Annotated in this window: 25 protein-coding genes; 15 read left to right on the forward strand and 10 right to left on the reverse strand. The window is 71.4% G+C overall.

Annotated features, from left to right (window positions below; all coding sequences use genetic code 11):
- Positions 1-5: 5 nt before the first annotated feature.
- Complete coding sequence (locus AB0L75_RS14415; protein ID WP_365180389.1) at positions 6-410, reverse strand: Hsp20/alpha crystallin family protein; 405 nt, start codon at positions 408-410, stop codon at positions 6-8.
- A gap of 171 nt (positions 411-581) precedes the next feature.
- On the opposite strand from AB0L75_RS14415, the gene AB0L75_RS14420 reads away from it, so the two are divergent.
- The 7 genes from AB0L75_RS14420 (at position 582) to AB0L75_RS14450 (ending at position 8,752) form a co-directional block, all read left to right on the forward strand.
- Positions 582-1,955 carry a nicotinate phosphoribosyltransferase gene (locus tag AB0L75_RS14420; RefSeq protein ID WP_365180392.1) on the forward strand — a complete coding sequence of 458 codons (1,374 nt, stop codon included), beginning with the start codon at positions 582-584 and terminating at the stop codon, positions 1,953-1,955.
- A 235-nt stretch (positions 1,956-2,190) separates the two neighbouring features.
- The gene (locus tag AB0L75_RS14425) at positions 2,191-3,069 is read left to right on the forward strand and encodes a universal stress protein (RefSeq protein WP_365180395.1); all 879 of its coding nucleotides are present in this window, start codon (positions 2,191-2,193) and stop codon (positions 3,067-3,069) included.
- A gap of 31 nt (positions 3,070-3,100) precedes the next feature.
- Complete coding sequence (locus AB0L75_RS14430) at positions 3,101-4,090, forward strand: nitroreductase (RefSeq protein WP_365180398.1); 990 nt, start codon at positions 3,101-3,103, stop codon at positions 4,088-4,090.
- Positions 4,091-4,135: 45 nt separating this feature from the next.
- Positions 4,136-4,588 carry a CBS domain-containing protein gene (locus AB0L75_RS14435; protein ID WP_365180401.1) on the forward strand — a complete coding sequence of 151 codons (453 nt, stop codon included), beginning with the start codon at positions 4,136-4,138 and terminating at the stop codon, positions 4,586-4,588.
- Positions 4,585-7,443, forward strand: coding sequence for a cation-transporting P-type ATPase (locus AB0L75_RS14440; RefSeq protein WP_365180404.1), 2,859 nt, complete (start codon positions 4,585-4,587; stop codon positions 7,441-7,443). Before AB0L75_RS14435 ends, AB0L75_RS14440 begins: the two co-directional genes overlap by 4 nt.
- Positions 7,440-8,099, forward strand: a complete 660-nt coding sequence (locus AB0L75_RS14445) for a TrkA family potassium uptake protein (protein WP_365180407.1) — start codon at positions 7,440-7,442, stop codon at positions 8,097-8,099. Before AB0L75_RS14440 ends, AB0L75_RS14445 begins: the two co-directional genes overlap by 4 nt.
- Positions 8,096-8,752 carry a TrkA family potassium uptake protein gene (locus AB0L75_RS14450; RefSeq protein WP_365180410.1) on the forward strand — a complete coding sequence of 219 codons (657 nt, stop codon included), beginning with the start codon at positions 8,096-8,098 and terminating at the stop codon, positions 8,750-8,752. The genes AB0L75_RS14445 and AB0L75_RS14450 overlap by 4 nt, the downstream gene beginning before the upstream one ends.
- A gap of 19 nt (positions 8,753-8,771) precedes the next feature.
- Here the strand turns inward: AB0L75_RS14450 and AB0L75_RS14455 are convergent, their stop codons facing one another.
- The gene (locus tag AB0L75_RS14455; RefSeq protein WP_365180413.1) at positions 8,772-9,398 is read right to left on the reverse strand and encodes a hypothetical protein; all 627 of its coding nucleotides are present in this window, start codon (positions 9,396-9,398) and stop codon (positions 8,772-8,774) included.
- A 159-nt stretch (positions 9,399-9,557) separates the two neighbouring features.
- Between AB0L75_RS14455 and AB0L75_RS14460 the strand changes: the two genes are divergently transcribed.
- Positions 9,558-9,770, forward strand: a complete 213-nt coding sequence (locus AB0L75_RS14460; protein ID WP_365180416.1) for a hypothetical protein — start codon at positions 9,558-9,560, stop codon at positions 9,768-9,770.
- A 36-nt stretch (positions 9,771-9,806) separates the two neighbouring features.
- Here the strand turns inward: AB0L75_RS14460 and AB0L75_RS14465 are convergent, their stop codons facing one another.
- From AB0L75_RS14465 to AB0L75_RS14495, 7 genes are all read right to left on the reverse strand, one after another.
- Complete coding sequence (locus tag AB0L75_RS14465; protein ID WP_365180418.1) at positions 9,807-10,682, reverse strand: universal stress protein; 876 nt, start codon at positions 10,680-10,682, stop codon at positions 9,807-9,809.
- A gap of 125 nt (positions 10,683-10,807) precedes the next feature.
- Entirely contained in the window at positions 10,808-11,290 is a 483-nt protein-coding gene (locus AB0L75_RS14470; protein WP_365180421.1) for a hydrogenase maturation protease, read from the reverse strand.
- Complete coding sequence (locus AB0L75_RS14475; RefSeq protein ID WP_365180423.1) at positions 11,287-12,633, reverse strand: nickel-dependent hydrogenase large subunit; 1,347 nt, start codon at positions 12,631-12,633, stop codon at positions 11,287-11,289. The genes AB0L75_RS14470 and AB0L75_RS14475 overlap by 4 nt, the downstream gene beginning before the upstream one ends.
- A 26-nt stretch (positions 12,634-12,659) precedes the next feature.
- The gene (locus AB0L75_RS14480) at positions 12,660-13,526 is read right to left on the reverse strand and encodes an oxidoreductase (protein ID WP_365180426.1); all 867 of its coding nucleotides are present in this window, start codon (positions 13,524-13,526) and stop codon (positions 12,660-12,662) included.
- 1 nt (position 13,527) lies between these two features.
- Positions 13,528-14,346: an FAD/NAD(P)-binding protein gene (locus AB0L75_RS14485; protein WP_365180429.1), complete on the reverse strand. Its 819-nt coding sequence runs from the start codon at positions 14,344-14,346 to the stop codon at positions 13,528-13,530.
- Complete coding sequence (locus tag AB0L75_RS14490) at positions 14,343-15,527, reverse strand: 4Fe-4S dicluster domain-containing protein (protein ID WP_365180431.1); 1,185 nt, start codon at positions 15,525-15,527, stop codon at positions 14,343-14,345. The genes AB0L75_RS14485 and AB0L75_RS14490 overlap by 4 nt, the downstream gene beginning before the upstream one ends.
- A gap of 155 nt (positions 15,528-15,682) precedes the next feature.
- Positions 15,683-16,270: a hypothetical protein gene (locus tag AB0L75_RS14495; RefSeq protein ID WP_365180631.1), complete on the reverse strand. Its 588-nt coding sequence runs from the start codon at positions 16,268-16,270 to the stop codon at positions 15,683-15,685.
- Positions 16,271-16,472: 202 nt separating this feature from the next.
- Here AB0L75_RS14495 and acsA point away from each other — a divergent pair, with 202 nt between their 5' ends.
- The 5 genes from acsA to AB0L75_RS14520 are packed head-to-tail and all read left to right on the forward strand — an operon-like array spanning position 16,473 to position 22,143.
- On the forward strand, positions 16,473-18,320 hold the full coding sequence (gene acsA, locus AB0L75_RS14500; RefSeq protein ID WP_365180434.1) for an acetate--CoA ligase: 1,848 nt from the start codon (positions 16,473-16,475) through the stop codon (positions 18,318-18,320).
- Positions 18,317-19,342, forward strand: coding sequence for a pyruvate dehydrogenase (acetyl-transferring) E1 component subunit alpha (pdhA, locus tag AB0L75_RS14505; protein ID WP_365180437.1), 1,026 nt, complete (start codon positions 18,317-18,319; stop codon positions 19,340-19,342). Before acsA ends, pdhA begins: the two co-directional genes overlap by 4 nt.
- A complete protein-coding gene (locus AB0L75_RS14510; protein ID WP_365180440.1) occupies positions 19,339-20,418 on the forward strand; it encodes a pyruvate dehydrogenase complex E1 component subunit beta in 1,080 nt (359 codons plus the stop codon). The genes pdhA and AB0L75_RS14510 overlap by 4 nt, the downstream gene beginning before the upstream one ends.
- A gap of 1 nt (position 20,419) precedes the next feature.
- The gene (locus AB0L75_RS14515; RefSeq protein ID WP_365180443.1) at positions 20,420-21,862 is read left to right on the forward strand and encodes a dihydrolipoamide acetyltransferase family protein; all 1,443 of its coding nucleotides are present in this window, start codon (positions 20,420-20,422) and stop codon (positions 21,860-21,862) included.
- Positions 21,863-21,867: 5 nt separating this feature from the next.
- The gene (locus tag AB0L75_RS14520) at positions 21,868-22,143 is read left to right on the forward strand and encodes an acyl carrier protein (protein WP_365180445.1); all 276 of its coding nucleotides are present in this window, start codon (positions 21,868-21,870) and stop codon (positions 22,141-22,143) included.
- Positions 22,144-22,292: 149 nt separating this feature from the next.
- On the opposite strand, the gene AB0L75_RS14525 is transcribed toward AB0L75_RS14520, so the two are convergent.
- Positions 22,293-23,321 (reverse strand): alcohol dehydrogenase catalytic domain-containing protein, encoded by a 1,029-nt coding sequence (locus AB0L75_RS14525; protein ID WP_365180634.1) that lies wholly within the window; start codon positions 23,319-23,321, stop codon positions 22,293-22,295.
- A gap of 227 nt (positions 23,322-23,548) precedes the next feature.
- Here AB0L75_RS14525 and AB0L75_RS14530 point away from each other — a divergent pair, with 227 nt between their 5' ends.
- Both AB0L75_RS14530 and AB0L75_RS14535 read left to right on the forward strand, forming a co-directional pair.
- The gene (locus AB0L75_RS14530) at positions 23,549-24,367 is read left to right on the forward strand and encodes a universal stress protein (protein WP_365180447.1); all 819 of its coding nucleotides are present in this window, start codon (positions 23,549-23,551) and stop codon (positions 24,365-24,367) included.
- Between the two features lie 91 nt (positions 24,368-24,458).
- Positions 24,459-24,740, forward strand: a complete 282-nt coding sequence (locus AB0L75_RS14535; protein WP_365180450.1) for a dsRBD fold-containing protein — start codon at positions 24,459-24,461, stop codon at positions 24,738-24,740.
- Positions 24,741-24,743 lie beyond the last annotated feature (3 nt).

Genomic DNA, 24,743 nt, shown 5'->3' on the forward strand with positions numbered 1-24,743 from the left:
CCTCGTCAGCTGCCGTGGTGGACCTCCACGTGCTTGGCCTCCGCCTTCTGGGCGCCCAGACCCACGCTGACGGTCAGCATGCCGTCGGTGTAGTCGGCCTTGACGTCGTCCTCGTCGGCGCCGGGCGGCAGCGTCACGCTGCGGCTCATCTCGCCGTACCGGATCTCGCTGTGGCTCTTGGCCACCTCCCGCTCGGTGCGTTCGGCCTGCACCGTCAGCACCCCGTCGCCGATCACGACGTCGATGTCCTCGGCGGACATGCCCGGAAGCTCGGCACGCATGACGTAGCGGTCGTCCTGCATGTAGTCCTCGATACGGACCGCAGGCATGGTCAGCCTGCTGGGAAACGTCTCGAACCAGTCCGGGATCTCCGGGAACGGGAACCTCTGCCTGCGTATCAGTGTGGCCATCGCCGTACCTCCTCGGTTGTCGTCGTCTGCCGACACCTCCAGTGCAGCGCGCCCGCTCACCCGCCGCTGAGGCCGAACGGCCCATCACCCGGTCCTCGAAGTCCCTTTTTGCCCTATGTTTTCGCGATCAGACTGGTGACGAGGAAGGCACCACACTCGGCGGCGATCACCATGTCCGACGTCACCACCACCGATCTCTACGAAGTGACCATGGCCCTGTCCTACCTCCGCGAGGACATGCACTCACCGGCCACCTTCAGCCTCTTCGTGCGCGACCTCCCGCCCGGCCGCGGCTTCCTGGTCACCGCAGGCTTGGAGCCCGCCCTGGACTTCCTCGCCCGCTACCGCGTCGACCGCGACGACGTCGAGGAGTTCGCGGCCGCCCTGCATCGCCCAGTGCGCGACCTGATGCCGCTCCTCGGCCTCGCCTTCGAGGGCGAGGTGCGGGCGGTTCCGGAAGGCCGTGTGATGTTCGCCGGGGAGCCTCTGCTGGAGGTGACCGCGCCACTGCCGCAGGCCCAGCTCATCGAGACATATCTGCTGAACCAGTTCTGCCATCAGACGGTGGTGGCGTCCAAGGCGGCACGGTGCGTGCTGGCCGCGGCCGGGCGGCCGGTGGTGGACTTCTCGCTGCGGCGTGCGCACGGTCCGTGGGCGGGGCTGCAGGCCGCCCGGCTGGGCACGCTGGTGGGATTTGCGGGCACGAGCAATGTCGCCGCCGCCGTCTCCCTGGGGATCCCGGCCTCGGGCACCATGGCCCATTCCTACATCGAGGCCTTTCCGAGCGAGGAGGCGGCCTTTCGCGCCTTCGCGCTGAGCCATCCCGGACCGGTCACCTTCCTCGTCGACACCTATGACACCCAGGAAGGCGTGCGCATCGCCGCCCGGGTGCTGACCGATCTCGGGCTCGGCCCCGGCTGTGCGATCCGTCTGGACAGCGGCGACCTCGACGCGCTCGCGCGGCGGGCGCGCGCCCTGCTGGACAGCGCAGGGCTCGCCGACGTACGGATCGTGGCCAGCGGCGGGCTCGACGAGTACGGCGTGGACCGGCTGGTACGCGCCAGTGCCCCGATCGACGTGTACGCGGTGGGCACGAAGGTGGGCGTGGCCGCGGACGCCCCGTACCTGGACGCCGCGTACAAGCTCGTCGAGTACGCCGGCCGTCCCGTCACGAAACTGTCCTCGGCGAAAATCACGGCCCCCGGCCGCAAGCAGGTCTTCCGCCGCGCCGGACTTCCCGACGTCATCGCTCTGGCGCAGGAGGACCCGCCGGACTCCGCGCAGCCGCTGCTGCGCACCGTCATGCGGGACGGGCGCCGGACCGGGCCGCCGGACCACTGGCAGGACGCCCGCGAGCGATTCCGAGAGGACATCGCCGCGCTGCCCGATTCGGCACGTCGGATCGAGGACCCCGAGCCGGTCCCGCCGGTCCGATCCCCGGCGCTGGAGCAGCTGACCGCGAGGGTGCGCTCCGGCATCGAAGCCCGGCTGCGCCGACCCGCCGCCGTTCTCCCCCCGTCCGCGCTCTCGGCCCGCCCGTCGTGACGGTCCCGATGCCGCGCCAGGGCCGACAGGGCCGCCATGGGGACCAATGGCCCCTGTCGGGCCGGTCGCAGCGAAGCCTTCCATGGAATCGACGGCGGCGCTCGTCCGCGCCACCGCAGGGAGGAGGCGAGGGCGATGTCCGCTCCCGCACCGTTGCAGGAGAATGACCGGGCCGCACCCGCTGTCGGCCCCGAACAGGCCTGTGCTTCCCGCGAGTTGAGCGTTGGAGGCGGCCATGTCCGGGCCCGGTGAGCGCCGACCGATCGTGGTGGGCGTCGATCCCGATCCCGCCCGGCGAACGGCACTGGCCTGGGCCGCCGACGATGCCGCCCGCCGTCGGCTTCCGTTGCGTGCGGTCCACGCCGAGGGTGTTCCGACCAGGGGCTATCGGAGGCGCGAGGTGCCGCCGTCCTGGGAGGAGTGGAACGAGGCGCTGCACAAGGCCGGAAAACAGGTACTGGAGGAGGCCGCGGCCTTCGTCACAGCCCGGCACCCGCAGCTTCAGGTGGACACCCTGCTCGCGGAAGGCGACCCGGTGTGGGTGCTGCGCGAGCAGAGCCGCGACGCCACCGCCGTCGTGGTGGGATCGCGGCATCTGAGCCGGACACGGGAGGTGTTCGGCTCCGCGTCCGTCGCCCTGCCGGTCATGGCCCACACGCACTGCCCCCTGGTGATCGTCCCCGAGCCGGAACACATCACTCAGGACCCCGCGCACTTCGTGGTCGGCGTCGACGGCAGCGAACACTCCGCCGCCGCGGTCGACGTGGCATTCGAGGAGGCGGCCCTGCACGGCGCCCAGCTGCGGGCCCTGTTCGTCTGGGAGCCCGGCCCGCTGAGGATCTTCGACGAGCACGGGCCGCAGCAGGAGGGCCGGCGGCTGCTCTCGGAGATCGTGGCGGGCCGTCGCGACCGCTTCCCCGAGGTGGACCTGCGCCATGAACTGGTCGTCGGGCATCCCGTCCAAGTCCTCACCGAGGCCTCGGCCCATGCGCTGGGCCTGGTCGTCGGGACCCGGGGGCGCGGAGGTTTCACCGGCATGCTGCTGGGATCGGTCAGCCAGGGTGTCCTGCACCACGCCCGCTGCCCTGTCATCGCCGTCCCGTCCCGCGGGTGAGCCGCGGCGGCCGGCACGAAGGAGGGCCACCGTGACCGTAGAACCGCTTGCTGTGGACACCGTCACCGCGCTCGTGGCGGACGCCGGCGCGGCACCCTCGCTGCACAACGCGCAGCCCTGGTCCTTCCGTTACCTGCGGGACCTCGGCGTCCTGCGCCTGTACGCCGACCTGGAGCGCGCCCTGCCGCGGACCGACCCGGACAACCGGGGCCTGCACATCGGCTGCGGCGCCGCGCTGCTCAACCTGCGCGTGGCCGCCGCGGCGGCGGGGCTGGCACCCATCGTCCGGCTGCTGCCCGACCCGGCCTGTCCGGAGTTCCTCGCCGAGGTGCACCTGTGCGGCACCGGAGCACCCGACGCGGCGCTCACCGGGCTGCGCCCCGCGATCCGCCGCCGTCACTCCAGCCGCGTGCCCTACCGCGACGAGGAGATCCCCGCCCTCGTGAACGAGCGACTGCACGAGGCGGCCCGCGCCGAGGGAGCACAGCTGCTGTTTCCGGGCGCCTGGCATGTGCGGTCGGTCCTGGACCTGGTACAGGACGCTGAAGGCAGGGAAGCGGTCGACCCGGGCATACGCGAGGAAACGGCGCGGTGGACGCGTACCGAGCCGTCTGGCACCGCCGGGGCAACTGACGGCATCGCCGCCGAGGCCTTCGGTCCTCGCCAGAGCGGTACCTCGGCCCCCGTGCGCGACTTCGCGGCCGGCCGCCCGGTGCCCGGGCGCGGCTGGGCCCCCTTCGAGAAGCACCCGAACATCGCCCTGTTGGGCACCGCCTACGACCAGCCCGCGGACTGGCTGCGTGCGGGTCAGGCACTGGAGCGGGTCCTGCTCCAGGCCACCACGGACGGACTGGTCACCTCGCTCACGTCGCAGCCCCTGGAGTGGCCGGAGTTCCGGTGGGCCGTCCGCGATCCCGTCTCGGCCATGGCACACGTCCAGATGGTGATCCGGCTCGGCTACGGCCCCGAGGGCCCCGCGAGCCCACGGCGACCGGTCGCCGACCTGCTCGACGTCCTCTGACACGGGCTCGGGCGCGGCCGGAATCCGACAGCGAGGAGGAGCCGCATGAAGGTCTCCGAGGTCATGACCGCTCCGCCGGTGTGCGTCGCACCGGACGTCTCCCTGGCCGAGGTGACCCGACGGATGACCGAGTACGCCGTCGGGTCCGTCCTCGTCGTCGCGGACGGAGCACTGCGCGGCATCGTCACCGACCGCGACCTCGCCCTGCGCGGCATCGGCGGCGGCCTGGACCCGACGGCACGGGTGGACGCGGTCATGTCGGCGAGAGCGGTCACGGTCCAGGCCGACGACGACCTCCAGGTGGCCTACCAGACGTTCCGCCGCACCGGCGTCCGCCGGCTGCCGGTCCTCGACGCGGAGCGGGTGGTGGGCGTGCTCACGATCGACGACCTGCTCCTCGACGTCTTCCGGCGGCTGGCGGACCTGCTGGGTCCGGTCACCTGGAGCGTCCTGCAGGAGCCCCCGGGGCCGTCAACGAAGACGGGGTGTCCCGTATGAGCCCCGAACCGGCACGGCTGGGCACGGCGGCTCTGCGCGAGGGCGGCCCGCCGACCTGCGTCCCGGCCCCGGCCCCGGAGCCGCCCGCCGACCGGCCGGGCGGCGTCCCCGCGTCGTCCTTCTCCTGCCTGCCGGTGCCCGACGTCTTCACCGCCCTGGGCAGCTCCGCGCGCGGGCTCACACCGCTGGAGACAGCCGCGCGGCAGGCCCGCTACGGCCCGAACGTGCTGCCCGGTGCGGGCCGCGGCCAGGTGTGGCGGCGGCTGGTCGCGCAGTTCACCGACCTCTTCGCGGTCGTGCTGCTCGTCGCCTCGGCGATCACCTTCCTCGCGTACGGTCTGGGGCGACCACGGGATCCCGCCACCCTCCAGCTGGCCCTGGCGATCCTCGGGGTGGTGCTCCTGAACGCCGGCATCGGTTTCGCCCAGGAGTACTCCGCCGAGCGCACGGCGCAGTCCCTCCAGGCGATGGTGCCGCACACCTGCCGGGTGCTGCGTGGCGGGGAGCGCCGGGAGCTGCCCGCCGGGGATCTGGTACCGGGCGATCTGGTGGTTCTGGAAGCCGGGGACGCGGTGCCGGCCGACTGCCGGCTGGTCGAGGCCCAGGAAGCCGCCGTCAACAACGCCGCGCTCACCGGCGAGAGTGATCCCGTCACGCGCGTCGCGGGCCCCGTGCCACCGGGGCCGGTGCTGGAGGCGCGCAACTGCGTGTTCATGGGCACCGATCTGGTCGCAGGCACCGGGAAGGCCGTCGTGTTCGCCACGGGCACGGCAACCGAGTTCGGGCGGATCTTCCGGCTCACCGCCGCCGCCCCGCGACAGCAGACCCCGCTGCAACGCCAGGTCGCCGCCATGGCCCGCCGGGTCGCGGGCGTCGCGCTCGCCACAGGCACCGCCCTGTTCGCTATTCGGGTGCCCACCGGGCAGCCGTTCGTCGACACGTTCGTCTTCTCGCTCGGCGTGATGGTCGCACTCGTGCCGGAGGGGCTGCCCGCCACGCTGTCGGTGTCCCTGGCGATCGGAGTGCGCCGCATGGCCCGCCGGCACGCGCTCGTCAAACAGCTGCTCGCGGTGGAGGCTCTCGGCTCGACCAGTGTGGTCTGCACCGACAAGACGGGCACCCTCACACAGGCCGAGATGACCGTCGTACAACTGTGGGCGGACGGTGTGTCGCACACCGTGGCGGGAGTGGGGTACACGCCGGTCGGTGAGATCGACGACGACGCGTCCGTACGGGAGTTGCTGCGGGCGGCAGCCCTGTGCAGCAACGCCCGGCTGGTGCCTCCGACCGGGCGGGACACCTGGCGGGTGCTCGGGGACACCACCGAGGGGGCACTGCTGGTGGCCGCCCTGAAAGCCGGCTTGGATCCGACGCAGGAGGAGGCCCGTACACCGCGGGTGGCGGAGTATCCCTTCGACTCCGCACGCAAGCTGATGAGCACGGTGCATCGCGACGACGACGGCACGTTCTTCGCGTACATCAAAGGCGCACCGCTCGAACTACTGGCCCGCTGCAATGCCATCGACCGGGGCGGCACGGGAACGCCGCTGACGGAGGCCGACCGCACCCAAGTGGCCTCGGCCGCGGACGGGATGGCCGGGCAGGGTCTGCGCGTCCTGGCGGTCGCCCGGCGGCGGGTCGCCGGTGCCCGGCCGCCGCTCGGGGACGTCGAGTCGGAGCTGGCCCTGCTGGGGCTCGTCGGGATGTACGACCCGCCCCGGCCGGAGGTGCGAGACGCGGTGGACGCCTGCCGGCGGGCCGGTATCCGCATCGTCATGGTCACCGGTGACCATCCCCTGACCGCGGAGGCCGTCGCCCGCCGCGTCGGCATCGTGCGCGAGCCGGACCCGACCGTGGCGACAGGAACCCAGCTGGACGCGCTGGACGACGGCGGCCTGGACTCCCTGCTGGCGGGCTCCGCCGAACTGCTGCTGTGCCGGGTCAGCCCCGAGCACAAGATGCGGGTGGTCACGGCGCTGCAGCGGCGCGGTGAGGTCGTCGCGGTCACGGGCGACGGAGCCAATGACGCCCCCGCCCTGAAGCACGCGGACATCGGCGTCGCCATGGGCGCCTCCGGCACCGACGTCGCCCGCGAGGCCGCCGTGATGGTGCTGCTCGACGACTCCTTCGCCTCCATCACCACCGCGGTGGGGCTGGGCCGTTCGGTCTACCGGAACATCCGGAAGTTCCTTATCTACCTCTTCAGCCACAACATCGCCGAACTCGTGCCGATCCTGGCGGCGACCTTCGCCGGGTTCCCGCTGGTGCCGATCACGGCCGTGCAGGTCCTCGCGATCGACCTCGGCTCGGACGTGCTGCCCGCCCTGGCGCTCGGTGCGGAGCCGATGGAGCCCGACGTCATGAACAGCCCGCCGAGGCCCCGCGAGGAGCGGCTCTTCTCGACGGCCGTCATGGGCCGGATTCTCTTCCTCGGCGGCATCCAGGCTCTCGGCGTGTGCGCCGTCTTCTTCTGGCACATCCACGCCTCCGGCATCCCCTACGCGAAGTTCACCAGGAGCACTCCCGTCTACCGGGAGGCGATCACCATGGTCCAGGCCGGCATCGTCGTCAGCCAGTTCTTCAACGCGCTCGCGGTGCGCACCGACCGGCAGAGCGTCTTCCGAGCCGGGCTGCTGAGCAATCCCTGGCTGATCGGCGCCGGCTGCGTAGGTATCGCGCTGATGGCCGCCATCAGTTACGCGCCGCCGCTCCAGGCGGTCTTCCACACCGCGCCGCTGACCGCCACCGACTGGGCGGTCCTGGCCGCGTTCGGGGCGCTCCTGCTGGCCGCGGAGGAAACACGGAAATGGACACTGCGGCGCCGGAGGACGTCCCCGAAGGGAGGCACACCATGAGAGTGATCATCGCGGGCTGCGGCCGGGTCGGTTCCGCCCTCGCCACGCAGCTGGTCACCGAGGGCCACGACGTACGGCTGATCGACCGGCAGCCGAAGGCGCGCCGACTGCTGTCTCCGGGTTTTCCCGGCGCCTTCCACGTGGGCAACGGCTTCAGCCGCTCCGTGCTGGAAGCGGCCGGAATCGCCCATGCGGACGCCTTCGTCGCGGTCACCTCCGGGGACAACAGCAACATCGTCAGCGCACGGACCGCCAAGGAGACGTACCGGGTCCCGGTCGTCCTCGCCCGTATCCACGATCCGCGCCGCGCCGACATCTACCGGGACCTGGGCATCCCCACGATCTCCAGTGTCCGCTGGGCCGTCGGCCGCATCCACCAGATGCTGCTGCACCGCCACCTCACCCCCGAACTCTCCTTCGGCAACGGCGAGACGACCCTCGTACGCTCGCAGCTGCCGTCCTATCTCACCGGACGGCAGGTGACCGACTTCGACGTCGACGGCGAGATCCGAGTCGTGGAGATCACCCGGGGCGGCCGCTCACTGCTGCCCGCCCACGGTGTCCTCGCCGAGCCCGGGGACCTGGTCACCTTCGCCGTCGCCGCGACCGCACTGGGCCGGCTGCGCGGCGTCCTCGACAAGGAGCTGGGAACGTGAAGGTCCTCATCGCCGGCGCAGGCCGACTCGGCACCCAGATCGCCCAGGTGCTGTCCGCCGCGCGCAACGACGTCACCCTCGTCGAGTCCGACGACGACCGGGTGGCCGAGCTCAGGAGTTTGCCGCAGGTGCGCCTCCTGGCCGGGGACGCCTGCGAGCCGGATGTGCTGGAGCGCGCGGGAGCCCTCACCTCCGATCTCGTCATCGCCGCCACCGGCCGCGACGAGGACAACCTCGTCATCAGCCTGCTCACGAAAGGACAGTTCGGGGTGGGACGGGTAGCCGCCCGCGTCAACGAGGCGGAGAACGCCTGGCTCTTCGACGAGCGGTGGGGCGTGGACGTGGCGGTCCCAGCCGCGACCCCGCTCATCTCCCTCATCGAGGAGGCCACCGGCGCCACGGACACGGTGGCACTGCTGCGGCTGAGCAAGGCGGGCGTCGAGGTCATCGAGACCGCGATCACCGCGCAGTCCCGGGCCGCGGGGCACACCCTGGGCGAGATCGCCCTGCCCGCCGGCACCGTGGTCGCCACCGTCGTACGCGACGGCCGACCCACCGTCCCGGGTCCCGAGGTACGGCTGCTGCCCGGCGACGAACTCCTGCTCGTCTCGCACGAGGCCACCGAGCAGGAGATCCACGCGGCCTTCCAGTGACGGGGACCCCGCACTGCCGTCAGCGGCTATAGCGCGTCACCCAGCCGGGCTCGACGCGTTCCCACTCGCGGCCCCACTGGGAAAGACGGCGGCGGTCCATGCTCCTGCCGACGGCCCACCACAGGCCGTAGGCGGAGGCAACGCCGCCGAACGCGGTCGCGAAGGCCACCGCCACACCGGCCGTCGCCGCGAAGTCCCGGCCCTCGGGCGGCGTGGCGATGGCACCCTGGGCATCCAGCCACACGGTCGTGGCAGCCCCGCGGTGGAGCCAGGCCCGCACCGGCGCGACGCCCGTATGGCCACCTTCCCGGTCGCTCCAGCGCACCAGCGCGTGCAAACCGGACTGCGCACCGGGGCGGTCGCCGGCCGACCGCGCGTCGGTCACCAGTCGCGCGGTGACGGGATGCAGTCGCGCCAGCTTCGTCTGCCGTGCATGTGTGTAGTGGCTGTACACCCCCTGCCCGGCAGCCCACGCCGTCAGCGGCAGCACCACGAGGGCGACGGCCGCCAGAACGACGCGAAATCTGCGCTCCGCCCGGTCCGCCGGCCGTTCCAGGGGGCTCGGTGTTCGGTCGGGTCCGTGCGGCGCCCGCTTGCCGGGCGGGCCGGAGGCGGGCCGGTGACTGAAGGAATCGGGTGTCCGCATGACACGGCCCTCCGCTCTGGACTCGTCGGTTCCGTGTGCCCTCGTCGCTCGCCACAGACCCGCCCGGTATGGGCCCCACGGTCCTCGTGAGTGCCGTTCGGCCCCACCCGACCGGGTGCCCCAGGAGTAAGCAGGAGTAATGCTGTGTACGGAGGGACGATGAGCAAGCGCACCCGAGTCGACTCGCGTGTCGAGCGCGCCAACTGTAGTGCCGCGTTGCCGTGGGCCGGGAAGACGCGGCGCGGGGCCATGCGGTCGACGGCCGGCTCCATGCGCTCGCAGGCCCGCAGTGCGGGTGGCGATCGGGTGCTGCTGCCCGACGGCACGTGGCGGCGCGTCGAGACGATCCGGGTGCGGAGTCTGTTCGGCTGAGCGCGAGACCCGCGGCCCCGTGCCTCAGTCGTGACGTCAGTGCCTCTGCGGTACGACCGCGACCGGAGACTGGGCGTGGTGCAGCAGTGTGTGGCTGGCCCGGCCGAGCTGGAGCCCGAAGTGGCCCGTTCTGCGCCGTGCTCCGATGATCACGAGATCCGCGGCCGCCGACCGGTCCACGAGGACCTTCCCCGCGGGGCCCTCAACCGTCGTCGGGCGTGTCCGAACGTGCGGGTAAGCGGCGCTCATGGCTTCGAGCTGAGCGTCGAGGAGGGCGGAGGCTCGCCCTTCGTACTCTTCTGCCGGTCCTGCGGCCGACAACCGGTCACCGCTCCCGTCGTAGGCGGGCCTGCGCCAGGCACGCACCACGTCCAGGACGCAACCACGCAGCTCGGCCTCCCGGAAGGCGAACCGTACAGCCTCGGCACTCGTGTCGGCTTCGCCCAAGCCGAGCAGGATCCGCTCGTGCATACCCGCCAGGCCCGCCCGATCACCCCGGACCACGACCACCGGGCAGTGTGCCTGGGCCGCCACGGCGAGACCGACCGATCCGAGCAGCATGCTCTTCAGCGGACCGCGGCCGCGGGACCCCGTCACCATGGCGAAGGCATGGTTGCCCTCGTGTACGAGGGCGTCCGCCGCGTCCTCCGGGATGATGTCGGTGGTGACCTGCACATCGGTGTTGCGCCGCGCGGCACGGTCGGCCGCAGAGGCCACGATGTGCTCCGCCAGCACCTGCTCGGAGGGACGCTCGTGGCCTACTGAGGGCAGGCCGCCCTCGTAGCGCTCCCAGAGGGAGGCGTAGACCAGCCTGAGCGCAAGACCGTGGCGTACGGCTTCGTCCACGGCCCAGTCGACCGCCAGGAGACATGAGTCCGATCCGTCGACGCCCACCACCAGAGGGAGTGTCATGCTCCCCACCGCCTTTCGTGGAGCCGTCACATCGTGCAGGCACATGGGGGGTGAACTTCACCGTCGCACCGCTGTGACCGGAGTCGCGAGGGCGCTTCGGCCCGCGTCGCAGGACCTTCGGCCCCCTACGACGGCTCGTGGTGTCGTTCGTTCGCCTGTCGTACGGAGGCGGCGGCCCGGTCGATCAATTCGGGGAGCGCCGTACGCACCGCGTCGCTCAGACCGGCGCCGAGTGCGACGTCGGCGATCTCCACAGCGTGCACCACAAGCCTTGGCGGTAGCTGGTCGAGGGCCTCCGCCAGGGCCAGGCACTCCCCCAGACTGAAGGCATGGGTGCTTGCCGTACCCCGTGCGTGGCCGGCCGCTTCCGCCGGGGTCATGGTGTGCAGCTCGCCTGCCCGGGCCTGCGGCGTGCGGAGGGCTTCCACCACGACCACGGTGTCCGCACCGCGCCACAGGTCGAGCATGCGCGCGGGTTCACCGTCGCTGACCACCAACACGGTGTCGTCGGGAACCCGGCCCCGCAACGCCTCCACCGCCGCCGGGCCGACCCCGTCGTCACCGCGCAGGGGATTGCCCACGCCGATCACCACGACCCGGCAGCTCATGTGCGTTCCACGGTCAGATCGAGGAAGTGGGCGGCGCAGGAGATACAGGGATCATGGTTGCGAATGGCTCGTTCGCACAGGAGGGTGAGTTCGTCGTCGTCCGCGGCCGGTCCGTCCCTGTCCAGGCGGGCCTGGACCGCCCTGCGCACATCCTCTTCGATGGCCGTCTGGTTCTGGGCCGTGGGCGGGACGATACGGGCTTCGGTGAGCGTGCCGTCCTCCGTGAGGGCGTAGCGGTGGTACAGCAGCCCCCGAGGCGCCTCGGTGGCCCCCTGGCCGACGCCCTGGCGCGGCGGAACCTCGACGGCCGGCCGGGGAGGTGGTTCGTAGCCGTCGATGATCCGCAGGGCCTCCTCGACGGCCTGCACCACTTCCACGGCGCGTACGACGATGCTCCGGAAGGGGTTGTCACAGACGGCGCCGGTCAGCGGGTCCCCCAGCCCGGCGTCCCTCGCTGCCTCGGCGGCCACGGGGTGCAGCCACCGGCCGTTGATCGAATAGCGGGCGAGCGGGCCAGTCAGGTAGCGGCGGCCGTCGAGCGTGGCCGTCAGGGCGGTGGAGTGCGGCACCTGCCCTTCCTGGACGTGCTGTTCGAAGGCGGCCAGCTGGAACTCGCGCAGCGCCGGGCCCTGGTCATGGCCGACCATGACCGCCGGTGTTCCGGAATCGACGGCGTAGCGGCCGGGGTCACGCAGCGCGAACAGGTCGTGGTCGCACTCGGCGTCGGGAAAGTCGAATGCCGCCACCCAGCGGACGGTCTCCAGCGCGTCCTCCCGGGCCTGCCGCAGCCGTTCCGCCAGCGGGCGGAGCTCTTCCGGGGCGGGCGTCCGGTAGAAACCGCCGACCCGGACATTGACCGGGTGGATGGGGCGGCCGCCGAGCTGTTCGAGGATCGCGTTGCCGGTCTGCTTGAGTCTCAGGCCGCGTTCCACGGCGGGTCGTTGCTCGCGGGCCAGGCCCACTACATCCGCGTGGCCGAGAAAGTCCGGAGCGTGCAGCAGATAGATGTGCAGGGTGTGGCTCTCGATCCACTCGCCGCAGTACAGCAGGCGGCGCAGCTCCGCGAGAGGACCGTCCACCGTGACACCGCAGGCGTCCTCGATCGCCTGGCAGGCGCTCATCTGGTAGGCGACCGGGCAGATGCCGCAGATGCGAGCGGTGATGTCGGGGGGTTCGGTGTGGCCGCGGCCGGTCAGGAAGGCCTCGAAGAAGCGGGGAGGTTCGTAGATGCTCAGACGTGTCTCGGTGACGGAACCGTCCTCGACGCGCAGGCGGAGAGCCGCTTCGCCTTCCACCCTGGCCAGCGCGTCCAGTCGCAGGACATGAGTTCCGCGATGGTTCATGCGGGCCTTTCGGGGTGTGGTCTGTGTCAGGCCCGGGAGCTGTGCTGCCCCTCGGCCTCGAGATCGGGTACGGGGGCATATTCCGGCGACGCGGCGTTGAAGGTGCGGAAGACACGCTGGATGTCACGCTCGCTCATCCCGTCGTGGCGCAATTGCGCGACCATGGAGCGCAGGTTGGGCTTGCTCATCGGTCCGAAGCAGCCGTAGCACCCCCGTCCGAAGGCGGGGCAGATCGCGCCGCACCCGGCGTGTGTGACCGGGCCCAGACAGGGGGTGCCGTGGGCCACGGTGATGCAGGTGGTGCCGCGTCTCTTGCACTCGAAGCAGACGCTGTGGCTGGAGATCTGGGGCCTGCGTCCGGCCAGGTAGGCGGTGATGACTTCGAGGAGCTGGCGGCGGTCGATGGGGCAGCCGCGCAGTTCGAAGTCGACCGGGACGTGGGCCGAGATCGGTGTCGAGGTCTCCAGCGTGGCGATGTACTCCGGCTGGGCGTACACCGCGTCGAGGAACTCGTCGACGTCGGTGAAGTTGCGCAGTGCCTGGATGCCGCCCGCGGTGGCACAGGCTCCGATGGTCACCAGGTACCGGGAGATGCGACGGACGTGCTGGATCCGCTCGGCGTCCTCGGCCGTGGTGATCGACCCTTCGACCAGGGAGAGGTCGTACGGCCCCCGGCCGGCCAGCCGCGCGCGCTCCCCGTCGGCGCCCTCGGCCGGGGTCATTTCCAGGAAGTGGTCGATCCGTACCCGCTCGGTGAGGCCGAGGAGTTCGTCCTCGCAGTCGAGCAGGGTCAGCTGGCAGCCGTCGCAGGAGGCGAACTTCCACACGGCGAGCGTCGGCCGTGGATCGGTGGCCGGTCCAGACTCGGTGGCCGTTCGGAGATGGGTGACCATGTCACAACTCCCTCACGAGGAGCAGCTGTGCCACGCGGTCGTAGCCGACGACCGGCCCGTCCCGACACAGCAGGAGCGGGCCGAGCTGGCAGTGGCCGCAATGGCCGGTGGCGCAGTGCATGTTCCGTTCCAAGGACACCTGGACGCGGTGCGGGACCAAGCCCCGGGCCACGAGGTCACGTGCCGTGTGCCGCATCATCACCTCGGGTCCGCACACCAGCGCGCTGGTCCGGTCGGGTCTCAGGTCGAGGTGGTCGAGGAGCGTGGTGACCACGCCCACCGCACCGCGCCAGCCCGGGCCGAGGCGGTCAACGGTCACCTCCACCCGGGCCGGGCCGCGCCAGCTCTCGATCTCGTCCCGGTAGACCAGGTCGGCGGGGGTACGGGCGCCCACCAGGATCACGAGCCGACCGTACGCGGCGGGCCGGTCCAGGACCGCGTGCACGACCGGCCGCAACGGAGCCAGCCCGATGCCGCCCGCGATCACCAGCACATCGTGGCCGGCTGCGGCCTCCAGGTCCCAGCCGGTGCCGTACGGCCCGCTGAGCCCGACGGTGTCACCCGGGCACAGCCGGTACAGCGCGGTCGAGACCGCGCCCACCGCGCGCACGGTGTGCACGAGACCGCCGTGGCGGCCGTGCAGGGCGCTGGCCGAGACGGGCACCGCGCCGACCCCGAACGCGTAGATCATCGCGAACTGCCCCGGTGAGAAGGGCGGGAGCTCCCGCCCGGCCGATACCAGTTCGATCGAGCGGGTGTCGGCAGTCTCGTCCCAGGCGTCGGCGACGCGGTACGGCAGCGGGGGCGTCACGGTGCTCATGGTGACTCCGGTGCCGATTCCGATTCCCCGGACCGTGTCCAGTCGTGCAGAGCGGCGGCTTCCTCGGTGATGTCGATGCCGACCGGGCACCACACGATGCAGCGTCCGCAGCCCACGCAGCCGGACGAGCCGAACTGGTCGTACCAGGTGCCGAGCTTGTGGGTCATCCACTGCCGGTAGCGGCTGCGCGAGGAGGCGCGGACCGGGCCGCCGTGCAGCTGAGAGAAGTCCAGGTCGAAGCAGGAGTCCCACAGCCGCCACCGTTCCGCGTGGTCGCCGGTGAGGTCCGTGATGTCCTCGGTGGTGGTGCAGAAGCAGGTGGGGCACACCATGGTGCAGTTTCCGCAGGTCAGGCACCGTCCGGCGACGTCGTCCCAGCGGGGCGCGTCGAGCGTTTTGGCCATCAGCTCCCGCAGATCGGCCTCTGGCATGGTCCGTCCCATACGGTCCGCCGCTGCTGCGACGCCTGCGCGTGCCGTCTCCTGGGTTTCGGGGTCGGCCGGGTGGCTGGGCAGTTCGGCCAGGATCTCGGCGCCCTCCGGGCTGCCGCTGCGGGCCCAGAAGCGGTGCCCGCCCTCATCCACCACTTCGGTCATCGCCAGGTCGTAGCCGGGAGAGGCGGCGGGTCCGGTGCCCATCGAAACGCAGAAGCAGGTGGCGCCGGGCTCCGTGCACTCGACCACGATCAGCAGTGCGCCGGAGCGCCGCCCCTCGTAGACGGGGTCGCGGTACGCCCCACCGGTCAGTACCCGGTCCTGGATGGCGATGGCCCGCAGATCGCAGGGACGCACGCCCAGGAAGGCGTACCGAGGAGGCGTGACCTGGTCGGCAGTAAAGACCACCTCGTCGTCCACTCGGTCGGCGCTCCACTCCCGTACCCGCGACGGATGCAGGAAGGCCTTCCACGACTGGGGGCCCGCCGAGTTCGCGAAGGCCGCGCCGTCCGGCCGCTCCCGCAGTCGGTACCGTCCGGCCTCCAGCTCCACGCCCCATCCGTACGGCAACTCGTCGGCCGACCGCAGCTCCGCGAGCACGATCGCACCGTCCCGCACCGTGGGCCCGATCACGGTGAAACCGCGCCTGATCAGTACGTCCACCAGCGCGGCCATTCCGCCCTTGCTTATGACGAGCCCGTCGGACGCGGCGGCCGGGGAGGCGTTCCGATTGGCGTCGAGACTCATGACCGACCTCCACAGCGCTGCGGACGGCACGCGGATCCCAACCGTCTTTTCAGGCCCACGACCACAGCGTTTCCGGCATCGTCGGAGCCCCGACAGAGCCATACGGGCACGCGCGGGGTCCATTGGTCCCCTTGACCTGGTCGAGACGGCACTGATCAGCGCGCTCGGCGGCGTGGGGAGAGGAGGTACGTGTGACCTTCCCGGCCCCACTCCCCGTACTCGGGCGTCAGACCCGCGTCCATCGCCCGCAGACAGGGACGGCCGATGTGCGCGTAGACCAGGCGTCCGATCCGGTTCCGTGCCGCTTCGGCTCCGACCTTGCGCACGGGAGCGTGCCCGCCCACGCCACCGCGGAAGCGGATGGGGCGGTCCCAGCCCGAGGCTTCCGCGAACATCAGGTCCGCGTCCGCCGCCCAGGCCGGGAAGGTCAAGAACTCCGGTGCCCACACCGCCACCCCCGGCTCTCCCTCGATGCGATATCCGCAGGTGGGATGGGAGGTGTGCGCGACTGGCAGCGCGCGGATGCGCAGCTCGCCGAGGTCCGCGTCCGTCATGCGGGGCTCCAGCCCCCGCTCGGCGGCGAGACGCCGCAGGGCAGAGCGGAGTTCGGCGTGCTCGTCGGTGACGAGCCAGGCGTCCAGCCGGCCCTCGGGCGGCTCCGCCCCCGGGCCGCCGTCGAACGCGACACGATGGCGGCCGCAGACGACCAGGAGACCGGCCGGTGCGAAACGCGGAGACGCCATCGCACCCACGCCCAGCAGTGTGAGCCGAAGCCGGGGCACCGTACGGGTCACCTCCCGGAAAGCGTGACCAGGGCATCGTCTCAGGCAAGCGGCCGGCCGTGGGCCTGAGCCGTCCGGCCAGGTACACGGGCCGTTCGACCCAGTGCGCACGGAGCGGGCCGGACGGATGGTCGAAGAAGGCCCGAAGGAAGGAGGGGCCGGCATGCGTGGGGAGATCATCCGGAAGGACACCCCACTCCGCGTCGCGCCCAATCTGCGCGACTACGACAAGGAGTGCGGGGGCTTCTCCTGGACGCAGGAGCGGGCCAGACTGCAGGGGTTGCCCGGCGGGCGAGGACTGAACATCGCGCACGAGGCCGTGGACCGGCACGCCGCATCGGACCGTGCGACAGCGGTCGCGCTGCGCTGTGTCGGGCGGGACGACTCGGTCACCTCTGTGACCTACGGGGACCTGGCCCGTTCGACGGCGCGGTTCGCCAACGTGCTCCGTGGCCTCGGTGTCGGTCACGGCGACCGGGTGATGACGCTTCTGGGGCGCTGTCCCGAGCTGTACACCGTGGTCCTCGGCACGCTGAAGAACACCAGCGTCCTGTGCCCGCTGTTCTCCGCCTTCGGTCCGGACCCGGTCTTCCAGCGGGTGACACTGGGCGACGCACAGGTACTGGTCACCACGGCGGAGCTGTACCGCAGGAAGGTCGCCGGGCAACGCGCGCGGCTCGCCTCCCTGCGCCATGTGCTGATCGTCGGCGAGGGCGCGGACGACCTGCCCGGCACCGTCCCCCTCGCCGCCCTGATGGCCGACGCTGCCGACACCTTCGCCATTCCACCGACTTCGCCCCACGACATGGCCCTGCTGCACTTCACGAGCGGCACCACGGGCATCCCCAAGGGCGCGGTGCACGTGCACGAGGCGGCCGTCGCCCACTACTTGACCGCGCTGTACGCCCTCGACCTCCACCCGGACGACGTGTTCTGGTGCACCGCGGACCCCGGCTGGGTCACCGGCATGTCCTACGGGATCATCGCCCCTCTCATGCACGGCGTGACGGTCGTGGTGGACGAGGGCGACTACGACGCCCGCCGCTGGTACCGGATCCTCGCCGAGCAGCGGGTGAGCGTCTGGTACACGGCGCCGACGGCCCTGCGCATGCTGATGCGGACGACACCGCGGAACGGGCCGTACGACCTGCCCCGCTCATTCGACCTGAGCGCGCTGCGGTTCATCGCATCGGTCGGCGAGCCGCTCAATCCGGAGGCCGTGGCGTGGGGGCGGGACGTGCTCGGGTTGCCGGTGCACGACAACTGGTGGCAGACCGAGACCGGCGCCATCATGATCGCCAACTTCGCCGCCTGTGACATCCGCCCCGGTTCCATGGGGCGTCCGCTACCCGGTGTGGAGGCGGCGGTGCTGCGGCGCGGCGAGGACGGCCTGGCCGAGGTCGTCGGCGGGCACGTCACCGTACTGGAAAGGCCAGGTGTGGAGGGCGAGTTGGCGCTGCGGCCCGGCTGGCCGTCCATGTTCCGCGGCTATCTGCACGACGAGCCGCGCACCGCGGCGGCCTTCGCGGACGGCTGGTATCTGACCGGAGACGTGGTGCGGCGCGACGCGGACGGCTGGTACTGGTTCGTCGGACGCGCCGACGACGTCATCAAGTCGGCGGGACACCTGATCGGGCCGTTCGAGGTCGAGAGCGCCCTGATGGAGCATCCGGCGGTCGCCGAGTCCGGGGTGATCGGCCGGCCCGATCCCGTCGCCGGGAACGTCGTCAAGGCGTTCGTCACGCTGCGCCCGGGCTTCGACGCGACCACCGCGATGCGGCGGGAACTGCTGGCCTTCGCCAGACGCCGGCTGGGCCCAGCCGTGGCGCCCCGCGAGATCGCCTTCGAGCAGCACCTGCCGCACACCCGCAGCGGCAAGGTCATGCGCCGCCTGCTGCGGGCCCGTGAACTCGGCCTGCCCGAGGGCGACATCTCCACCCTTGAGGACTCCACCTTGGAGGCGTCCTCCCCGCAAACCTCCTCCCGGGAGAGGACGGAGCAGCCGGCATGAGCACCACCCGCACCCGGCGCACGCCGCGGGCCGCCCCCCGGCCGGACCGACAGGCCGCCCACCGGCTGACCCTGCTGGAGTCGATGCTGCGCGTCCGCCGGTTCGAAGAACGCTGTGTGGAGCTGTACAGCGCAGCGCGCATCCGGGGTTTCATGCACCTCTACATCGGTGAGGAAGCCGTGGCCGTCGGCGTCAACGAGGCGCTCACGGACGACGAGGCGGTCGTGTCGACGTACCGCGAACACGGGCACGCCCTCGCCCGCGGGGTTCCGGCCGAGGCGATCATGGCGGAGATGTTCGGAAAGGTCACAGGCTGCAGCCGGGGCCGTGGCGGCTCGATGCACCTCTTCGACGCCGGGCGCCGCTTCTACGGCGGCAACGCGATCGTCGGCGGCGGGCTCCCCCTCGCAGCCGGCCTCGCCCTCGCCGACCACATGACCGGCCAGGACCGGGTCACCTGCTGCTTCTTCGGCGACGGTGCCTTCGCCGAGGGCGAGTTCCACGAGACCGCCAACCTCGCCGCCCTCTGGGGACTGCCCCTGCTGCTGGTCTGCGAGAACAACCTGTACGCGATGGGCACGGCCCTGGCCCGGCATCAGGCCCAGACCGACCTCGCGCTGCGTGCCGCCGGGTACGGCATGGTCTCCTGGGCCGTCGACGGCATGGACGTCTTCGCCGTCGAGGACGCAGCCCGACGGGCGGCCGAAGGGGTGCGTGCCGGAACCGGGCCGCACTTCCTGGAGATGCGCACGTACCGCTTCCGCGCCCACTCCATGTACGACGCCGACCGATACCGCGACAAGGCCGAGATCGAGCACTGGAAGGAGCGCGACCCGGTCGAAGGACTCGCCCGGCGGCTGCGGGAGGCGAAAGAGCTGACCGACAAGGCCCGCACCGCCATGGAGGACCGCCTGGCCGCCGAGATCGACCATGCCGTCGAGGCGGCCGACCAGGCTCCCGAAGAACCCGTCGAGGACCTGCTGAAGTACGTCACCAGCCAGGTGGAGGCGAGCCGGCCATGACCGCGACCCACACCCGTACCGCCGAGCCCGCCGCCCCCACCGACCGGAAGACGACCTACCGGGAGGCCATGCGCGACGCCATGCGCGAGGCACTGCGCACAGACGAGCGGGTGTTCCTGATGGGCGAGGACGTGGGCCGGTACGGCGGCTGCTTCGGCGTCAGCCTCGGACTGCTGGAGGAGTTCGGCCCCGAACGAATCCGCGACGCCCCGCTGTCGGAGTCCGCCTTCGTCGGCGCCGGCATCGGCGCGGCCCTGGCGGGCCTGCGCCCGATCGTCGAGATCATGACGGTCAACTTCAGCCTGCTGGCCCTGGACCAGATCCTCAACAACGCGGCGACCCTGCTGCACATGTCGGGCGGCCAGCTGCCCGTGCCGATCGTGATCCGGATGACCACGGGCGCGGGACGGCAGCTCGCGGCCCAGCACTCGCACAGCCTGGAGGGCTGGTACGCCCACATCCCCGGCCTGCGGGTCCTCGCCCCGGCGACCCTCACCGACGCCCGCTACATGCTGGCCCCCGCACTCGCCGACCCCGACCCCGTGCTGATCTTCGAACACGGCAGTCTGTACAACGTCTCGGGTGACCTGCCCGCCGACGCGGGACCGGTCGACATCGATCACGCGGCCGTCCGCCGACCCGGCACGGACGTCTCCCTGATCACCTACGGCGGCTCACTGCCCAAGGCCCTGGCCGCCGCAGACGACCTCGCGAGCGGCGCCATCAGCGCCGAGGTCGTCGACCTGCGCACCCTGCGCCCGCTCGACGACGCCACCATCGGCGACTCGGTCGCACGCACCCACCGCGCCGTCGTCGTGGACGAGGGCTGGCGCACCGGCAGCCTCGCCGCCGAGATCTCCGCGCGCCTCACCGAACAGCACTTCTACGACCTCGATGCCCCCGTCGAGCGGGTGTGCAGTGCCGAGGTGCCCATGCCGTACGCGCGCAGACTGGAGGAGGCCGCGCTGCCACAGGTCGACGGCATCGTCGTAGCCGCGCGCCGCGCGGTCGGCGAGCCCGCGCCGACCGGAGCCGACGAAGCGGAACGGCGGCCGGCCACCGAAGGGTCGGGCTGAGATGACCGCGTTCACCATGCCGTCTCTCGGCGCGGACATGGCCGAGGGAGTGCTGCAGGAGTGGCTCGTGAGCCCCGGAGACCGGGTGCACAAGGGTGACGTCGTGGCGGTCGTGGAGACCGACAAGGCGGCCATCGAGGTCGAGTGCTTCGAGTCCGGGACCGTGGGACAGTTGCTCGTCGCGCCGGGGGCCCGGGTGCCGGTGGGGACACCGCTCGCGGTGATCGAGGGCGAGGCGGCGCCCGGTGTACGGGCGGTGGTGGAAACGCCCGCGCGACACGAACGTCCGAAGCCCCGCCGGAAGGCTGTCCGCGGACCGAAGATGGTCCAGGAACCTGCACGCACGGGAATGCAGCCCGCACGTGCGACGGGCCGCCCTGTGCACCCGCCGCTGGAAGTGCCCGCCGGGGCCGAGCCTGCTCCCGGAGCCGGACCGCTCGTGCGGCACCTGGCGGAGCTGAGGGGCGTCAACCTGACGACACTGCACGGCACCGGGCTCGGCGGACGGATCACCCGCGCCGACGTGGAGCACGCAGCGCCGCCGCTCACGCCCAGAGTGCGCGCCACCCCGTACGCACGGCGCCTCGCCCGTGAACTCGGCATCGACCTGACGGCGGTACGGGGCACCGGGGAGGGCCGCGCGGTGCGAGCGACGGATGTGCACGCGGCCGTGCACGCACGCGCCGCAGGAGACGAACACGAACGGCCGGTTCGGCGCCGACAGGACGGCGAGCGACGTACGCGCGTGGCCGAACCGACCGACAGCCGCCTGGAAGAGCGCACGGACGCCATGCGCCGTGCGATCGCCGACCTCATGAGCCGCTCCAAGCGGGAGATCCCGCACTACTACCTCTCCACCACCATCGACCTCACGGCGGCCGAGGAGTGGCTGCACCGGATCAACCACGGCCGTTCGCCCGCCGACCGCCTCGTGCCCGCGGCCCTCCTGCTGAAGGCTGCCGCGGCAGCGGTACGCGAGGTGCCGGGCCTCAACGGCTACTGGCAGAACGGCGGGTTCGTCCCCGCTGACGAGGTCAATGTGGGCGTCGCGGTGTCGCTCCGGCAGGGCGGACTGCTCGCGCCGGTCATCCACCGCGCCGACACACTGCCGCCCGATGCCCTCATGGCCCGCCTCAAGGACCTGGTCCAGCGCGCCCGCCGGGGACGGCTGCGGGGCAGCGAGATGAGGGGTGCCACCCTGACCGTCACCAGCCTGGGCGACCAGGGCGTGGAGACGGTGTTCGGTGTCATCCATCCGCCCCAGGTGGCCCTGGTCGGCTTCGGCGCGGTCGTCGAACGGCCTTGGGCCACCGGCGCCATGCTCGGCGTGCGTCCGGTAATGACCGCGACCCTGGCCGCCGACCACCGGGCCACGGACGGCGCCGTAGGGGCGCGCTACCTCACGGCGGTCGACCGACTGTTGCAGAATCCGGAGGAGCTGTGACTCAGATGAAGCCCCTGAACAACGCGGAAGCTCTGTCCGTGGTCAAGGAGTCCATCGCTCAGATCATCCCCGACGCCGACTTCACTCTGGTCGAACCGGACGACAAGTTCCGCGACGTTCTCGAACTGGATTCGCTCGATTTCCTCAGCCTGGTGGAGCTGCTGTCGGAGCGCACGGGAGTCCGTATCGACGAGGAGGACTACCCGGAACTGACCACGCTGTCGGATGCCTCGCGGTTCCTGGTCGAGAGATCGAAGGAGGGGACCGGCTCAGCAACGTGAACTCCCGCCGTTCGTACGCGCCCTGCGTCTCATACCCGTGCGGTGCCCGGGCAGCGGCCGTATGCGGCCAGGGGTGCGCGATTCGATCTCCAGCACCGTCAGCGGCTCACCAACGACCGTGTTCCCCATGGTCACCGCTACCGTGCGGCTCACTCGCGATGGAGTACGACTTTGACGGCGCCCGTGGTGGTTCCGTGTGCGAACACCTCGTAGGCGTCTTCCATCCGGTCGAGGCCGAAGGTGTGGGTGACCAACCGGGAGACGTGCAGGCGCCCGAACCTCATCAGTTCCAGCAGGCGGGGCGTGGAGGACGTGTCGACCTGGCCCATGCTGATCGTCACGTTCTTGCGCCACAGGGACTCGAGATGCAGCGTCGCCGGTCTGCCGTGCGTACCGATGTTGGCGATGTGCCCTCCGGTCCGGACAGCGCGCGTGCACAGCACGAACCCGTCCGGATCGCCCGACGCCTCGATGACCACGTCGGCGCCCGGCCCCTCGGACAGGTCGGCGATCATCCTCCCCGGCGATTCGGCGGCGTCCGGCCCCACCCGGGCGGCGGTCTCCAGCCGGGCACCGGCCAGGTCGACGACGATGATCCTCCGGGGCGAGTAGAGCCGCGCGACGATGACGACGGCGAGACCGACGGGGCCCGCGCCCACCACCACGACGGTGTCTCCCGGGCACACATGTCCGTTCCGCACTCCGACCTCGTAGGCGGTCGGGAGGAGTTCCGCGAGCAGCAGCGCGTCGTCGAGCGGGAGGTCCGAGGGGCGTCGGGTGGTGGAGTGATCGGCGAAGGGCACCCGCACCCACTCGGCCTGGGTCCCGTTGATCAGATTCCCCAGGATCCAGCCGCCGCCTCCACGGCACTGCCCATACATGGCGTCACGGCACTCCCTGCAATCGCCGCAGGCCGAGACGGACGACACGATCACCTGATCGCCGGGGCGAAGGTGGTGGACTTCGCCGCCGACCTCCACGACCTCGCCGACGGCCTCGTGGCCGAGGACCGTACCGGGCTTCACCTCGGGAAAGTCTCCCCGCCGAATGTGCAGATCACTGCCGCAGACGGTGGTCGCGTCGATGCGCACGATCGCGTCGGTCGTCTCCTCGATCACAGGGTCCGGGACGGTGTCCCAGGAGGTCTGCGCCGGGCCGTGGTAGACGAGCGCTCGCACGGTGTTCACTCCCTCGCTCCCCCACCTCCACGGTCACCCCCGCCGTGCTTCCGGGCAACACGGCCGTCCGTGCGCCGTCGTCGAGGCCCACGGTGATCGCTGGTTGCATGGCGCTGGCCTCGGTCTCGTAAGAAGCTGGACATGGAAGCCGGACATGACGGTGAACGGTCCGACCGCTTGGCTAGGCCCGGCGTCGCCCGCATACGGGACGAGAGGAGGCCGGGGCGGTGACGATTCCGCTGGTGGTGGGCGTCGACGGATCCGAGGGGAGCCTTGAGGCGGTCGACTGGGCCGCCGACGAGGCGGCCCGGCATGGAGTCCCGCTCCGGCTTCTGCACGCGGCGGCCGGTGAGCGTGAGGCATCCGAGGTGGTCGACGCCGCCTCGGCACGTGCCAGAAGGCGGGCTCCCGCGGTCCCGTTGTCCAGTGAGGTGTCGCGCGAAGACGCGGCCTCCGCCCTGATCGACATCGGACGCAACGCCTTCGCGCTGGTCCTGGGGTCCAGAGGGTCCGGGGACCTCGACGGCATGCTGCTGGGCTCGGTCAGCCTCGGCGTGGTGGCACGCGCCGACTGCCCGGTCGTCGTGGTGCGCGGCACCGTGGAGCACCGTGATGCCCGGTTCGGGAGCGTCGTCGTGGGTGTCGAGGACGGGGAGGGCAGCGGCACGGCCGTGGACTTCGCGCTCCGTGAGGCCCGTGTTCGACGGTGCCGGCTCGTGGCGGTGCACGCCTGGAGTGCACCGTCCGGTGCGTGCACTACACCGCAAGCCCCGTCGTGGGTCATGGAAGCTCACCGGCGCCCGCCGGCGCAGGTGCTCGACGACGCCCTGCGCGATCCTACGGCTCGGTACCGCGACGCCTCGGTGAGCCGACAGCTGATCGAGAAACCGGCGCGCCCGGCATTGCTGGAAGCCGCGTCGACGGCGGATCTGCTGGTCGTGGGCGCCCGGCGGCGGCTTGGGCATCCAGGTCTGCAACTGGGCCTGATCAATCATGCGCTACTGCATCACGCGCCGTGCCCGGTCGCGGTGGTCCCCCAGAGGTGACGGCCATTCAACTGATGAAATATCACACACCAGTAGACATAGACACATTGCGGAGTTCAGCGGGACTCGACTGAGAGGCAAGGAGAGAGCGATGTCGCACACGGCACAGTGGAACGTGCGTCTCCACCTCTTCGAGGACGACGACGGAACGACGAAGGCACATGTGGTGCTGGACACCGGCACCACGACGCTCACGGGCCACGGAGACGCGCACTGCAATCCGGCGGACACGAACGTGCCGGAGATCGGCGACGAGCTGGCGGCGGGCAGGGCCATGCAGGACCTCGCCCATCAACTGCTGAACACCGCCGAACGCGATATCCAGGGCATGGCGGCGTCCCAGTCCCGTCACATCGCCGGACGGACCGTGTGAACC

This window comes from Streptomyces sp. NPDC052101 (genome assembly GCF_040680235.1).
GTDB lineage: Bacteria > Actinomycetota > Actinomycetes > Streptomycetales > Streptomycetaceae > Streptomyces.

Bases quoted from the DNA above. Each gene is read 5' to 3' on its own strand.
- AB0L75_RS14415 (WP_365180389.1), bottom strand. From the start codon at position 410: ATGGCCACACTGATACGCAGGCAGAGGTTCCCGTTCCCGGAGATCCCG.
- AB0L75_RS14420 (WP_365180392.1), top strand. From the start codon at position 582: ATGTCCGACGTCACCACCACCGATCTCTACGAAGTGACCATGGCCCTG.
- AB0L75_RS14425 (WP_365180395.1), top strand. From the start codon at position 2,191: ATGTCCGGGCCCGGTGAGCGCCGACCGATCGTGGTGGGCGTCGATCCC.
- AB0L75_RS14435 (WP_365180401.1), top strand. From the start codon at position 4,136: ATGAAGGTCTCCGAGGTCATGACCGCTCCGCCGGTGTGCGTCGCACCG.
- AB0L75_RS14440 (WP_365180404.1), top strand. From the start codon at position 4,585: ATGAGCCCCGAACCGGCACGGCTGGGCACGGCGGCTCTGCGCGAGGGC.
- AB0L75_RS14445 (WP_365180407.1), top strand. From the start codon at position 7,440: ATGAGAGTGATCATCGCGGGCTGCGGCCGGGTCGGTTCCGCCCTCGCC.
- AB0L75_RS14455 (WP_365180413.1), bottom strand. From the start codon at position 9,398: ATGCGGACACCCGATTCCTTCAGTCACCGGCCCGCCTCCGGCCCGCCC.
- AB0L75_RS14460 (WP_365180416.1), top strand. From the start codon at position 9,558: ATGAGCAAGCGCACCCGAGTCGACTCGCGTGTCGAGCGCGCCAACTGT.
- AB0L75_RS14465 (WP_365180418.1), bottom strand. From the start codon at position 10,682: ATGACACTCCCTCTGGTGGTGGGCGTCGACGGATCGGACTCATGTCTC.
- AB0L75_RS14470 (WP_365180421.1), bottom strand. From the start codon at position 11,290: ATGAGCTGCCGGGTCGTGGTGATCGGCGTGGGCAATCCCCTGCGCGGT.
- AB0L75_RS14475 (WP_365180423.1), bottom strand. From the start codon at position 12,633: ATGAACCATCGCGGAACTCATGTCCTGCGACTGGACGCGCTGGCCAGG.
- AB0L75_RS14480 (WP_365180426.1), bottom strand. From the start codon at position 13,526: ATGGTCACCCATCTCCGAACGGCCACCGAGTCTGGACCGGCCACCGAT.
- AB0L75_RS14485 (WP_365180429.1), bottom strand. From the start codon at position 14,346: ATGAGCACCGTGACGCCCCCGCTGCCGTACCGCGTCGCCGACGCCTGG.
- AB0L75_RS14490 (WP_365180431.1), bottom strand. From the start codon at position 15,527: ATGAGTCTCGACGCCAATCGGAACGCCTCCCCGGCCGCCGCGTCCGAC.
- AB0L75_RS14495 (WP_365180631.1), bottom strand. From the start codon at position 16,270: ATGGCGTCTCCGCGTTTCGCACCGGCCGGTCTCCTGGTCGTCTGCGGC.
- acsA (WP_365180434.1), top strand. From the start codon at position 16,473: ATGCGTGGGGAGATCATCCGGAAGGACACCCCACTCCGCGTCGCGCCC.
- pdhA (WP_365180437.1), top strand. From the start codon at position 18,317: ATGAGCACCACCCGCACCCGGCGCACGCCGCGGGCCGCCCCCCGGCCG.
- AB0L75_RS14510 (WP_365180440.1), top strand. From the start codon at position 19,339: ATGACCGCGACCCACACCCGTACCGCCGAGCCCGCCGCCCCCACCGAC.
- AB0L75_RS14515 (WP_365180443.1), top strand. From the start codon at position 20,420: ATGACCGCGTTCACCATGCCGTCTCTCGGCGCGGACATGGCCGAGGGA.
- AB0L75_RS14520 (WP_365180445.1), top strand. From the start codon at position 21,868: ATGAAGCCCCTGAACAACGCGGAAGCTCTGTCCGTGGTCAAGGAGTCC.
- AB0L75_RS14535 (WP_365180450.1), top strand. From the start codon at position 24,459: ATGTCGCACACGGCACAGTGGAACGTGCGTCTCCACCTCTTCGAGGAC.